General features: G+C 59.6%; 11 protein-coding genes and 1 tRNA gene. 6 read left to right on the plus strand and 6 right to left on the minus strand.

Annotated features, from left to right (window positions below; all coding sequences use genetic code 11):
• The first annotated feature begins 258 nt into the window (after nt 1–258).
• Nucleotides 259–2,073, plus strand: coding sequence for a translational GTPase TypA (typA, locus tag J2D75_RS00475; RefSeq protein ID WP_207852732.1), 1,815 nt, complete (start codon nt 259–261; stop codon nt 2,071–2,073).
• Between the two features lie 251 nt (nt 2,074–2,324).
• Nucleotides 2,325–2,633: a hypothetical protein gene (locus J2D75_RS00480; protein ID WP_207851740.1), complete on the plus strand. Its 309-nt coding sequence runs from the start codon at nt 2,325–2,327 to the stop codon at nt 2,631–2,633.
• 145 nt (nt 2,634–2,778) lie between these two features.
• On the opposite strand, the gene J2D75_RS00485 is transcribed toward J2D75_RS00480, so the two are convergent.
• The 6 genes from J2D75_RS00485 to J2D75_RS00510 all read right to left on the minus strand — a co-directional run bounded on the left by J2D75_RS00485 (nt 2,779) and on the right by J2D75_RS00510 (nt 9,095).
• Nucleotides 2,779–4,041: a D-amino acid dehydrogenase gene (locus tag J2D75_RS00485; RefSeq protein ID WP_207851742.1), complete on the minus strand. Its 1,263-nt coding sequence runs from the start codon at nt 4,039–4,041 to the stop codon at nt 2,779–2,781.
• A gap of 45 nt (nt 4,042–4,086) precedes the next feature.
• The gene (locus tag J2D75_RS00490; protein WP_207851744.1) at nt 4,087–5,106 is read right to left on the minus strand and encodes an NAD(P)/FAD-dependent oxidoreductase; all 1,020 of its coding nucleotides are present in this window, start codon (nt 5,104–5,106) and stop codon (nt 4,087–4,089) included.
• Nucleotides 5,107–5,364: 258 nt separating this feature from the next.
• Nucleotides 5,365–6,585 carry an NADP-dependent isocitrate dehydrogenase gene (locus tag J2D75_RS00495; RefSeq protein WP_207851746.1) on the minus strand — a complete coding sequence of 407 codons (1,221 nt, stop codon included), beginning with the start codon at nt 6,583–6,585 and terminating at the stop codon, nt 5,365–5,367.
• A gap of 243 nt (nt 6,586–6,828) precedes the next feature.
• A complete protein-coding gene (locus J2D75_RS00500; RefSeq protein WP_207851748.1) occupies nt 6,829–7,602 on the minus strand; it encodes a class I SAM-dependent methyltransferase in 774 nt (257 codons plus the stop codon).
• A gap of 149 nt (nt 7,603–7,751) precedes the next feature.
• Nucleotides 7,752–7,827, minus strand: a tRNA-His gene (locus J2D75_RS00505).
• A gap of 74 nt (nt 7,828–7,901) precedes the next feature.
• The gene (locus J2D75_RS00510; protein WP_207851750.1) at nt 7,902–9,095 is read right to left on the minus strand and encodes an aminotransferase; all 1,194 of its coding nucleotides are present in this window, start codon (nt 9,093–9,095) and stop codon (nt 7,902–7,904) included.
• A gap of 257 nt (nt 9,096–9,352) precedes the next feature.
• On the opposite strand from J2D75_RS00510, the gene J2D75_RS00515 reads away from it, so the two are divergent.
• The 4 genes from J2D75_RS00515 (at nt 9,353) to J2D75_RS00530 (ending at nt 12,286) form a co-directional block, all read left to right on the plus strand.
• A complete protein-coding gene (locus J2D75_RS00515; RefSeq protein WP_025860992.1) occupies nt 9,353–9,691 on the plus strand; it encodes a P-II family nitrogen regulator in 339 nt (112 codons plus the stop codon).
• Nucleotides 9,692–9,800: 109 nt separating this feature from the next.
• Complete coding sequence (gene glnA / locus J2D75_RS00520; RefSeq protein ID WP_207851752.1) at nt 9,801–11,246, plus strand: type I glutamate--ammonia ligase; 1,446 nt, start codon at nt 9,801–9,803, stop codon at nt 11,244–11,246.
• A gap of 144 nt (nt 11,247–11,390) precedes the next feature.
• A complete protein-coding gene (locus J2D75_RS00525) occupies nt 11,391–11,627 on the plus strand; it encodes a hypothetical protein (RefSeq protein ID WP_207852734.1) in 237 nt (78 codons plus the stop codon).
• Nucleotides 11,624–12,286, plus strand: a complete 663-nt coding sequence (locus J2D75_RS00530; RefSeq protein ID WP_207851754.1) for a helix-turn-helix transcriptional regulator — start codon at nt 11,624–11,626, stop codon at nt 12,284–12,286. Before J2D75_RS00525 ends, J2D75_RS00530 begins: the two co-directional genes overlap by 4 nt.
• Nucleotides 12,287–12,349 lie beyond the last annotated feature (63 nt).

The raw sequence follows: 12,349 nt of genomic DNA on the forward strand, positions 1-12,349 counted from the left end.
TGAGAATGATCCTTAGTTCCAATTTTTATCATTGTCCAATGCGTGCCCGCGAAAGCGGTTGTGCATCTGCGCGGGGGCTGGGCAGCGTGCTGGCAGCGTGGGGCGCATGGCGGAGCAGAAGGGGGGATGCGAGAATTTTACGTGCATTCTGCCGCCGGGGCGGCTATCTGTGCCGCACGCAAAATATCGCAGCATGTTCTTGCCGCCCCTTCCCGGCTGAAGGCGGTGGCGTGGGGCGCAGGAAAAATCAGGCAATTCATGGATATCCGCAATATCGCCATCATCGCTCACGTTGACCACGGGAAAACGACCCTGGTTGATGAGCTGCTCAAGCAGTCGGGCTCCTTCCGCGAAAACCAGTCGGTTGCCGAGCGCGCGATGGATAGCAACGACCTTGAGCGTGAGCGTGGCATTACCATTCTCGCCAAGTGCACGTCCGTTGTATGGAACAATACGCGCATCAACATCATCGACACGCCCGGACACGCCGACTTCGGTGGTGAAGTCGAGCGTATTCTGAGCATGGTGGACGGTGCGATCGTTCTGGTGGACTCGGCTGAAGGCGCTCTGCCGCAGACGAAGTTCGTGGTCGGCAAGGCGCTGGCCCGTGGCCTCCGTCCGATTGTGGTGGTGAACAAGATCGACCGTGGCGATGCCCGCCCCGATGAAGTGCATAACGAAATCTTCGATCTGTTTGCGGCCCTTGGCGCTAATGACGAACAGCTCGACTTCCCCATGCTGTATGCATCGGGCCGTCAGGGCTGGGCGGATGAAACGCTTGATGGCGCCCGCAAGGACCTCAACCCCATGTTCGAGCTGATCCTGCGCCATGTGCCGGCTCCGGCACTGGACAAGGAAAAGCCCTTCGCCATGACGGCCACCATTCTGGAAAGTGACAACTTTCTGGGTCGCGTGCTGACCGGGCGTGTGGAGCAGGGCCGTGCGCGTGTGAACATGCCCGTTAAGGTGCTGCGCGCTGATGGTTCCGTAGTGGAAACCGGCCGTCTGACCAAGCTGCTCTCCTTCCGTGGCCTTGACCGCGTGGCGGTTGATGAAGTCGAAGCCGGTGACATCGTGGCTGTGGCCGGTCTGTCTCAGGCAACGATTCCCGACACCATCGCAGCTCCCGAACAGGACGCCCCGCTGGTTGCCATTCCGGTTGACCCGCCGACCCTGTCCATGACCTTCCGCCTCAACGATGGCCCGCTGGGCGGCCGTGAAGGCAAGAAGGTGACCTCGCGCCAGATCCGTGACCGTCTGTTCAAGGAAACGGAAAGCAACATCGCGATCCGCGTGACGGACAGCCCGGAAAGCGAAGCTTTCGAAGTGGCGGGCCGTGGCGAACTGCAGCTTGGCGTGTTGATCGAAACCATGCGTCGTGAAGGCTTCGAACTCACCATCGGCCGTCCTCGCGTGCTGTTCCGCAGCAACGAAGAAACCGGTGATCGCGAAGAACCCTACGAAGAAGTCACGATCGACGTTGACGAGCCGTATTCGGGCGTCGTGGTGGAAAAGATGTCCATGCGCAAAGGTCAGATGCAGGATATGCGTCCGTCCGGTGGCGACAAGGTGCGTCTGCTGTTCACCATCCCTTCACGCGGGCTGATCGGCTATCATGGTGAATTCCTGACCGACACGCGCGGCACGGGCATCATGAACCGCCTGTTCTCCCATTACGGGCCTTATGCCGGCACCATCGAAGGCCGCCGCAATGGTTCGCTGATTTCGGCTGAAGACGGCACCACCACGCAGTATTCGCTGTTCTCCCTGCAGGATCGCGGCACGCTGTTCGTGGATGCGGGCGAGACCGTTTATCAGGGCATGATCATCGGTGAGCATTCCCGTGAAAACGATCTGGAAGTGAACCCGATTCGTGAAAAGAAGCTGACCAACATGCGTGCTTCCGGCAAGGACGAAGCCCTGCTGCTGGTTCCGCCGCGTCGCATGTCGCTCGAACAGGCTATTGCCTATATCGAGGACGACGAACTGGTTGAGGTCACCCCCTCTGCCGTGCGTCTGCGCAAGCGTTACCTCGATCCCCACGAGCGTAAGAAGCGCAAAAACGAAGGCTGATCTTTCAGTTCCGGCTCTACCTCAGGTAGGGCCGGTTTTGTTTGTGGGATAGGGTTTGGGCATTTGTGGTCAAAATAAGGTGCGTATAAGTCGGTTCGGGGAAATGTCCCCGGATTGCAAAAATTTTAGACCAAGACGGCCCATAAATGCCGTGCTACCGATAAAGGGCGTGACCGGCGATTGTCCTTGCAGATGGTACGAAACTGTCTGAACAGGGTTTGCAGGCCGTTTTTTGTCTGGAGATATTAGATATGATTTCTCGTCATCTGTTTGCCGCCCTGTCCACCGTTGCTCTGCTCGGTGCGGCTGCTCCCTCCTTCGCTCAGGAAGCTGCTGCTCCTGCCGCCGCTGCTCCTGCTGCTGTCGCTCCTGCTGCTCCGGCTGCTCCCGCTGCTGAAGCGCCTGCTGCTGCTGCTCCCGCCGCTGCCGATGCGTCTGAAGCCAAGAAGACCGAAGGCAAGCACCACAAGGGCCACGGCAAGCATCACCACAAGAAGCACGACAAGAAGGGCGCTGAAGGCGAAGCCGCAGCTCCTGCCGCTGAAGGCGCTGCTCAGTAAGCAGCCCGACAGGGTTCCGCCCGCTTGGCCGAACAGGTCAGGCAGGGTGGCTGAAAAGGCCGGGGTCTCAGGACCCCGGTTTTTTTTATGTCGGGCATGGTGTTGCGGCCAGCCCGGCAGGTGGCTGCGAGGTGGCCGTAAGGTTTCAGGCAGGCCGGTAGCGGCTTAGCGAGAGATCCAGTGCGGGAATTTCTGGTTGCAGGCCAGATATCTGGTCAGACACCACGCGCGCAGCACCGCAGGCCATTGTCCAGCCCAGCATGCCATGACCGGTGTTGAGCCACAGATTGCTGAACGGATCTGCCCGGCCGATAATGGGCGTGCTGTCTGGCGTGCAGGGGCTTAACCCTGTCCAGCTTGTGGCCTCTGCCAGATCACCCCCGCCAAAAAGCTCCGAAAAAGACAGTTCCATGACCGTCCGAAGCCGTGGGCTGCTTTTGAGTGTATAGCCCCCCAGATCAGCCGAGCCACTCAGGCGGATATGTCTGCCCAGTCGCGTAATGGAGACATGATGAGAGATATCCTCCACCATCGAGAGCGGGGCATGGCTTTCATCTGTCAGTGGCAGAGACAGTGAGTAAGCTTTGATAGGGTAAACCGGCAGGCGGATGTTCAGCTTACGCAACAGGTTGGGGCTGTAACTGCCCAAGGCCAGAAGATAGCTATCCGCGCTCAGACGCCCGGCACTGGTGCGGACGCAGAGAATACGGTCCGTGGAGGCATCGAGTCCCTGTATGGCCGTATTGTAGAGAAAGCGCACACCAGCGGCCTGCGCCATACGGGCCAGACGGCGCGTAAACAGGCTGGCACTTCCTGATTGTTCACGCGCAAGGCGCAGCCCGCCGACCAGTAACGGGGCTGAATGGGCCAGTCCCGGCTCGTGTTCGAGAATGCCTTCAACCGTCATGAACGTGTGCGCGATTCCGGCCTCGGACAACAAGGGAGCGGTGCGGCGTGCCTGCTCCATCTGTTTATGGGTGCGGAAAAGGCGGATCAGCCCATCTTGCCTGTCATCAAAGGTAATGCCGGTTTCCTGCCGGAGTGCATCAAGGCAGTGGAGGCTGTATTCTGCCACCCGGTGCATGCGCGCTGCATTGAGCGCATAGGCGCGGGCGGAGCAGTTATTCATGAACAGGCCAAGCCAGCGCAGCATGGCGGGGTCTGGCCATTTGCGTAGCCGCAAGGGGCTGTCCTGCGGGCTTAACAGCCAGCGCATAGCCTGTAGCGGCAGTCCGGGTCTGGCCCATGGAAAAGCACAACCCGGCGTGATCTGCCCTGTGCCGGTGCTGGATGTTTCAGACGCGGCTTCAGGCTGGCGGTCGATGACGGTGACATCGTGGCCCAGTTGGCTCAGATACCAGGCCGAAGTCACCCCGATGACTCCCGCGCCCAGAATGATCACTTTCACGGCAGCATCCTCGCAGGCGGATGAAAGGGCAGGTGTGCGGGCCTCTTAGCCAGCGGGAACACCCTTGGTGGTGGAATACTCGAAATGCAGCGCCTGATCGGGGTGGACGATGGGGTAAAGCGCATGGGCGGCCATGGCAGCCTCGCTAAACCCTTGCAGGATCAGCTTGAGCTTACCGGGATAGGTGGCCACATCGCCAATGGCGAACACGCCGGGCAGGCTGGTTTCGCAGGTGGATGGGGTTACGGGAATGGTGGCGCGTGCCGTATCCATGCCCCAGCGTGCGACCGGCCCAAGATCTGTCGCCAGACCAAAGAAGGGCAGAAGCACATCGGCTTCAAGGGTGCGAATCTGACCATTCAGGTCAATCACATCCACGCCTTCCAGCTTGCCATCCTGACCGCGCAGGGCATGAAGCTGGTAAGGCACTACCTTTTCGATCAGCCCGGCGGCGACAGCCTCATCAAGCTGGCGCAGGCTTTCGGGTGCGCCTCGGAAGCGGTCGCGCCGGTGTACCAGATAGACGCGTGCGGCCTTGTCCTTGAGTGCTAGCGCCCAGTCGAGCGCGGAATCGCCCCCGCCCGCAATCACGATATGCCGGTTTTCAAACTCGGCCTTGCGGCGTACGTAATACTGCACCGCACCGCTGGTTTCGAAAGCTTCAAGCCCATCCAGCGGGGGGCGGTTTGGGCCGAATGCGCCAGCGCCAGCGGCGATGATCACGGCCTTGGCTGCAAGGCTCGCCCCTTTATCGGTGCCGAGCACGAACTGTCCGCGCTGGCCGCTCAGGCTTTCCACCTTGTGGCCTAGCAGGCGCGGTGCGGCGAAGGGGGCAATCTGCTCATCAAGGCGTGCGATAAGCTGCGCACCTTCCACGGCGGGGCAGGCCGGAATGTCGTAAATCGGCTTTTCCGGGTAAAGGGCCGCGCACTGGCCACCGATTTCAGGCAGGACATCAATCAGCACGCAACGCAGGCGCAGCATGGCGCACTGAAAAGCTGCGAACAGGCCTGCCGGGCCTGCACCGATAATGGCTACGTCTGTTTCGGCCGGCATGTCGGTCATTGAGCATCCATCCTGCTTGTCTGGTCTTGCTGCGGGCATAGGGCCAAGAGCGGCCCGGATGCAAGAGCGGGCAGTCAGTGCAGGAAGGCTGCCGGGATATTGAGGCAGGGATATGGCCGTGCCAAACCGCAAGGGGAAAGGCCTGAAAACAGGCATGAAAAAACACGCGGCCCCGTACAGAGCCGCGTGTAAAAAAACCGGGGATGGTGTGCGCCCCGGTGTGTTCAGGCCCGGATTTTATGCCGGGCCTGATGTTTTTCAGGCTTTGGGCAGCGCTTTCTTGAGTGCTTCGTCCAGCACGTCAAGGAAGGGCTGTGTGTCGAGCCACTTCGCGCCATTGCCAACCAGCAGGGCGAGATCCTTGGTCATCTGACCGCCTTCAACGGTTTCGATGCAAACACGCTCAAGCGTGTTGGCGAAGTTGACGACATCTGGCGTATCATCAAAGCGCCCGCGATAGGCCAGACCGCGCGTCCATGCGAAAATGGAGGCAATCGGGTTGGTGCTGGTAGGCTTGCCTTTCTGGTGCTCGCGGTAGTGGCGCGTGACCGTGCCGTGTGCGGCCTCTGCTTCCACCACATCGCCCGAGGGGCTGAGCAGAACGGATGTCATCAGCCCAAGGCTGCCGAAGCCCTGTGCCACGATGTCGCTTTCCACATCGCCATCGTAGTTTTTGCACGCCCATACATAGCCGCCCGGCCATTTGAGGGCGCAGGCCACCATATCGTCAATCAGGCGGTGTTCGTAGGTCAGGCCCAGCTTTTCAAATTCGGCCTTGAACTCACGTTCGTACACGTCCTGAAACACGTCCTTGAACATGCCGTCATAGGCTTTGAGGATGGTGTTTTTGGTGGACAGGTAAACCGGCAGCTTGCGGTCGCGCCCGTAGGAGAGAGACGCGCGGGCGAATCCTTCGATGGACGCACGAGTATTGTGCATGCCAAGGGCCACGCCGGGGCCTTTGAAGTCATGCACGTCCAGCACCATCGGTTCGCCGCCATCTTCGGGAACGAAGTTGAGCGTGACACGGCCCGCACCGGGAATACGCGTTTCTGCCGCACGGTAGATATCGCCATAGGCATGACGGCCGATGACGATGGGCTTGGTCCAGTGCGGGACAAGACGCGGCACGTTGGAGCAGATGATCGGCTCACGGAAAATGGTGCCATCAAGGATGTTGCGGATGGTGCCGTTGGGCGAGCGCCACATTTTCTTGAGGCCGAATTCCGTCACGCGCGCTTCGTCAGGGGTGATGGTGGCGCACTTGACCGCCACACCGTAGCGCTTGGTGGCTTCGGCAGCGTCGATGGTGACCTGATCGTTCGTTGCATCGCGGTGTTCAATGCCCAGGTCGTAGTATTTCAGGTCAATGTCCAGATAGGGCAGGATCAGGCGCTCACGGATGAAGTGCCAGATGATACGGGTCATTTCATCCCCGTCCATTTCCACAACCGGGTTTTTGACCTTTATTTTCGCCATTGTGAGATATTCCGTCTTCGAAGTTTTAGTGCGTCTGGCGTATGGAAGTTCATCAACGTATGCGCCAGACGGATTAAAGACCTTATGGCGGAACCGGAGAGAGCACTCTTCACAATCAGGACAGAAAATGGCGGCATCCCGCGTCTGTGGCGGTTTTTCGCCACAAAAACAGGGGTTACTAGCGTTGTTGTGACAAGTTGGGGGTTTGACGGGTGCGCGCGGCGCGGCTGTTTGCGCCGTGTTTCAGGCTGCGCGGCGGAACAGCATCGAATGGGCCGGGGTTTTACTGCCAAAATTGCGGTAAAGGGCAAAGCCGTAATCGTTAAACAGCCGGATGACAGTTTGCGGACTGAAAAACATGAGGTGCTCTGGTGGGCACATGGCATCCCACTGTGTCAGATCCGTGGGGGTACGCGGATGGTCGTAATTGGGGGCGGAGACATACACAAACCCGCCGGGGCGTGTCACGGCGCAGAGTGTCTGCATCAGTTCCGTCGGGCCGGGCAGATGCTCCAGAACCTCGGATGTGAAAACAAAATCAAATTGCAGGCCGCGTTTCTGGAACGCCTCCAGACTTTCGCAATAGAACGTGCCGCGTTTAAAATGCGCTCTGGCATAATCGATACTGTTTTGGCTGATGTCCAACCCGGAAGCACGCCCCTTTAGCCGTGCAAACGCGTCAACCATGAAGCCGCCTCCGCAGCCGATATCCAGCACATCTTTCCCTACGACTTGCGGCAGAAAGACCAGACTGCGCCAGAACGCTCTCCAGCGGCGGCTGGAGGCTTTGGGGTAGAAGGTGCTGGAGGCCTGCCGGTAAGTCGTTTGATAAAATAACTGGAGCGCGTCGTCTGATGGAAAGGGGGAGACGAACACCAATGCACAGTCCGGGCAGCGGAACAGATCGTATCTGTTGAGTTCAGGTCTGTGCACGTGGAAACTAAAAATGGCATGGGGGTTGCCGCAGACAGGGCAGGTCGCTTCCTGTGGTGTCGGCGGGTAAAGGGGCTCGCTCATCGCCCCAGTATCGCATGTGTGCGCGGGAGAAAACAGTACCCTAGGGACGAGGGACATCTGTCATGCGGGCTGCGTTCCGTCTAACCAAAAAGCGGTTAGGGAATGTGCGGCAGTCTGCCAGGTATCAATTATAAAAGGGAAAAATATGCTGGGGCGAACGACGGGGCTCGAACCCGCGACCACCGGTACCACAAACCGGCGCTCTACCAGCTGAGCTACGTCCGCCACACAGCAAGCGGACGTTTAGAGAAAACGCTCCCACCCGTCAACCGCAAGAACGCGTTCGGGCATGGAAAAAATCATGCCCGGTTGTTTTTCCATGCTTCGATCCGGGCTACGGCCTCCAGCAGCACCTCTTCGCGTTTGCAGAAGGCGAAACGGATCAGGTTACGTGGTGGTGGGGTCTGCCCATTCGGGTCGTAGAAAGCCGAAGCCGGAATGGTGGTGACGCGTGCCTGCTGCGTAAGCAGGCGGGAAAAAGCCACGTCATCCATCCCGCTTTGGGGGCCATCCTGTGTGAATGGTGTAATATCAGCCATGACAAAATAGCTGCCCTGACAGGGCAGAACCCGGAACCCGGCCCGTTCCAGCCCGGAGGAGAGGATCAGCCGCTTCTTGTCCATATCTCGTGCGAGTTCGGTAAAATAGGCGCTGTCCTTGTTCAGCCCGAACGCAACGGCCCGTTGCAGGTTGGGGGGCGTGGCAAAAACCAGATTCTGGTGCGCCTTGGACACAACGGCGGTCAGCGCCGGGGCTGCCGTGACATAACCCACTTTCCAGCCCGTAAGGGAAAAGCTCTTGCCCGCGCTGCCGATACGCAGGCAGCGGTCGCGCATGCCATCACGCGTCATGAGCGAGACATGCGGCGCACCAAAGGCGAGGTGCTCATACACCTCATCGCAGATGGCGTAGGTATCATGGCGGCGGACGAGGCTGGCGATAAAATCGAGCTCTTCGGTGCTGAATACCTTGCCGGTCGGGTTCATCGGGCTATTGAGCACAATGGCCTTTGTCCGGGAGGAAAAGGCGTCTTCCAGCGCCTTGAGCGGCAGCGCCCAGTCCGGCGCTTCCAGCCGCACAAGACGGGGAATGCCCCCAAGCTGGCGGATGACCGGCAGATACGTATCGTATAGCGGTTCCATCAGCACCACTTCGTCGCCCGGTTCGATCAGGGCGAGAAACGCTGCGGCGAGCGCTTCCGTAGCGCCCGAGGTGACAACCACCTCCGAATCGGGGCTGACGGTTATGCCCTGAAACCGCAGGCTGGCATCGGCCACGGCCTGACGCAGTTCGGGCAGGCCGGTCAGGGGGGCGTACTGGTTGCGGTTGTCCAGCAGGGCGTCAGCCGCTACGCGCACCATATCCTGCGGGCCTTCCGTATCGGGAAAGCCCTGCCCGAGATTGATGGCATCGTGCTGGCGGGCCAGCTCGGACATGATGGTGAAGATGGTTGTCGGCTGGGCCGCAAGGTTTCGATTGAGCGTTCTGGTCATGGGCAGGATTCCTTGCCCGTTTGCCGGGACTTCGTAAAATGAAAAAGACTCATGTCAAGATCGGGCAGGGCGCGTATGAACGGGTTTTAATGCCGGATCGATACAAATTCACATCTACCGATTGCCCGGCGGAGCAAGGCGTGCAAGTGTGGGACCACACGCCGCCGTGCGCCGGAACGGGTACGGTACGGCTGTGGAATGACAGGTACGGACAGCCCGCAAGCCGGGCTCATGACATGGTGTGCTGACGACGCGATATGAAAAAGATCGAAGCCATTATAAAGCCCTTCAAACTGGATGAAGTGAAGGAAGCCCTTCATGAACTCGGACTGCAAGGCATAACCGTAATCGAAGCCAAGGGCTTCGGGCGGCAAAAAGGGCATACCGAGCTTTATCGCGGCGCGGAATACATCGTCGATTTTCTGCCCAAGATGAAAATCGAAGTCGTCTGCCCTGCTTCCATGGTCGAACGGGCGGTTGAGGCAATCTCGGCCGCAGCCCGTACGGGGCGTATCGGTGATGGCAAGATTTTCGTGATTCCGGTGGAAGACGTTGTGCGAATCCGCACGGGGGAACGAGGGGGCGACGCCATCTGATTTTTTCATGTCGGCGTGTCCGGTATGAAAGGCAGACGGCTGGCCCTTTGGTCATACAGTGCGTGTCGCGGGGTGCGGCACGTGTCTCAGGCTTTTAGGTGAGAAGAGCATGGTAAAGAAAACAGCTTCGGCGGGCGACAGCAAGGCCGCTGCAATTGCCAAGGTTTTTGAGCTGATCCAGGAACACGCGATTGAGCTGGTGGATCTGCGCTTTACGGACACGCATGGCAAATGGCAGCATACGTGCCAGCATGTGAGCACCATTGAAGAAGACAGTTTTACCGATGGCTTCATGTTCGATGGCTCTTCCATCGCTGGGTGGAAAGCCATCAACGAAAGCGACATGGTGCTGCTGCCGGATGCGACCTCCGCTGTGGTGGATCCGTTCTCCGCTCGTCCGCAGTTGATCCTGTTCTGCGACATCATTGAGCCGTCCACCGGACAGCCCTACAACCGCGACCCGCGCTCCACCGCAAAGCTGGCTGAGCAGTACCTGAAGTCTTCCGGTCTGGGTGATACGGCGTTCTTCGGCCCCGAAGCCGAGTTTTTTGTGTTCGACAACGTGCAGTTCGGCACGGGCCCGAACTACGGCAAGTACCAGCTCGACAGCATCGAAGGGCCTGACGCCTCCCTGAAGGACTTCCCCGAAGGCAACATGGGCCATCGCCCCGGTGTTAAGGGTGGTTACTTCCCCGTTGCTCCGGTTGACAGCGAAAGCGACCTGCGCGCCGAAATGCTGGCGACCATGGGCGAAATGGGTCTGGCAATCGAAAAGCACCACCATGAAGTGGCGCAGTCCCAGCACGAGCTGGGCACCAAGTTCGAAACGCTGGTGCGCGCTGCCGACTTCATGCAGATCTACAAGTACTGCGTGCACAACGTTGCCCATTCCTATGGCAAGACGGCCACGTTCATGCCCAAGCCGATTTTCGGTGATAACGGGTCGGGCATGCATGTCCATCAGTCCATCTGGAAAGACGGCAAGCCCACCTTCGCGGGTAACGGCTATGCTGATCTGTCCGACACGGCGCTGTACTACATCGGTGGTATCATCAAGCACGCGAAGGCGCTGAACGCTTTCACGAACCCCTCCACCAACTCCTACAAGCGTCTGATCCCCGGCTTTGAAGCGCCGGTGCTGCTGGCTTACTCCGCCCGCAACCGCTCCGCTTCCTGTCGTATCCCCTACGCGACCAGCCCCAAGGCAAAGCGCGTAGAGGTTCGCTTCCCCGATCCGACCGCCAACCCCTACCTGGCGTTCGCCGCCATGCTGATGGCTGGCCTGGACGGCATCAAGAACAAGATCCACCCGGGCGATGCCATGGACAAGGATCTGTACGACCTGCCGCCCGAAGAACTGAAGCAGATCCCGACCGTTTGCGGTTCGCTGCGTGAAGCTCTGGAAGCTCTGGCGTCCGACAATGAATTCCTTCTGGCCGGTGGCGTGTTCACCAAAGACCAGATCGAAAGCTATATCGCTCTCAAGTGGAACGACGTGTATCGCTTCGAACACACGCCGCACCCGGTTGAGTTCGAAATGTACTACTCTGTCTGATTGTGTGGGGGGCTGAGTTTTTCAGCCCCGCCCGTTCTGACGGATTGTGATGTTATGAAGACGCGGCCCTTTTTGGGTCGCGTTTTTTTTATGGGGCATGGTGTGGTGCTTGCGGGCGCGGGGTGGATGGGTAATCCTGCACGCATGTGGAAAGAACCCTACCTTGAGCCCTGCTGCCGTTCGGCTCTGCACAGGGTGTCGCTGGCTGGAGCGGCGGGGCGACCGAAAGGTCTGAAAGACGACCCATGCCTTGAGCGCATGCAGCGCATGGGGTTTGTCACCTGTTCTGCTGAGGGGCGGTTTGTCATGACGCCTGCTGGCCGGCAGCGTCACGCACAGGAAATCCTGCGTCACGGGCTGCATGCCCGTTCAGAAACATGATTGCTGCACAGGATGTCTGGCTCGCCCTTGATACCCTCGCGCGTGAGCGGGGGCTGACACCTTCCGGGTTGGCGCGCGCCGCCGGGCTTGACCCGACAGCGTTCAACCCATCCCGCAGGAGCGAGGGGGAAGGTCGGGTGCGCTGGCTGTCTTTGGGCAGTCTGTTGCGTGCGCTTGATGTGCTGGACACACCGCTGAGTGTTTTTGCCGCCGGGCTGGAGAAAAGGCCATTACCATCTTGGGGGGCGGAGCAGGCGCTGGAGACAGTCGCTGCTGAGGGCGGAATGTGGGGGCTGCCGCTGTCGCATCTGGGGCAGGATGGGCTTTTTGACAGGCATGGCCTGCCCACTGGCGCCGCATGGGAACGGATGGACTGCCCCTTCAATCTGTCTCCGCCGGCCTATGTCGTGCGGATTGATACCGACCTATGCGAACCTGTGCTGCGCGAAGGGGCTTCGGTTGTGCTGCTGCCCGGCCTTGCCGTGCGTGCGCAGGATCGGGTTTTGCTGGTTGTGCCGGGCGAAGCCCCCTGTGTCGGGATCATGAGCGAACAGACGCCCGGGGTTATCCGCCCGTTTGATGCACCAGAAGGTGAGGGCAGGGTCGTTCCTGACAGCGAAGGCCATTACCTGCACCGGATTGTTATGACCACCGCCTAGCCACTTATGGGCTATCTTTGCCGGTAGCGCGAAAAAAATGCGTCAACTCGTGTCGGGCATGCA

The organism is Acetobacter suratthaniensis (assembly GCF_017377745.1).
Lineage (GTDB): Bacteria > Pseudomonadota > Alphaproteobacteria > Acetobacterales > Acetobacteraceae > Acetobacter > Acetobacter suratthaniensis.

Coding starts and splice junctions, on each gene's coding strand:
- J2D75_RS00480 (WP_207851740.1), top strand. CDS start 2,325: ATGATTTCTCGTCATCTGTTTGCCGCCCTGTCCACCGTTGCTCTGCTC.
- J2D75_RS00525 (WP_207852734.1), top strand. CDS start 11,391: ATGTGGAAAGAACCCTACCTTGAGCCCTGCTGCCGTTCGGCTCTGCAC.
- J2D75_RS00495 (WP_207851746.1), bottom strand. CDS start 6,585: ATGGCGAAAATAAAGGTCAAAAACCCGGTTGTGGAAATGGACGGGGAT.
- J2D75_RS00510 (WP_207851750.1), bottom strand. CDS start 9,095: ATGACCAGAACGCTCAATCGAAACCTTGCGGCCCAGCCGACAACCATC.
- J2D75_RS00515 (WP_025860992.1), top strand. CDS start 9,353: ATGAAAAAGATCGAAGCCATTATAAAGCCCTTCAAACTGGATGAAGTG.
- typA (WP_207852732.1), top strand. CDS start 259: ATGGATATCCGCAATATCGCCATCATCGCTCACGTTGACCACGGGAAA.
- J2D75_RS00500 (WP_207851748.1), bottom strand. CDS start 7,602: ATGAGCGAGCCCCTTTACCCGCCGACACCACAGGAAGCGACCTGCCCT.
- J2D75_RS00530 (WP_207851754.1), top strand. CDS start 11,624: ATGATTGCTGCACAGGATGTCTGGCTCGCCCTTGATACCCTCGCGCGT.
- J2D75_RS00490 (WP_207851744.1), bottom strand. CDS start 5,106: ATGACCGACATGCCGGCCGAAACAGACGTAGCCATTATCGGTGCAGGC.
- glnA (WP_207851752.1), top strand. CDS start 9,801: ATGGTAAAGAAAACAGCTTCGGCGGGCGACAGCAAGGCCGCTGCAATT.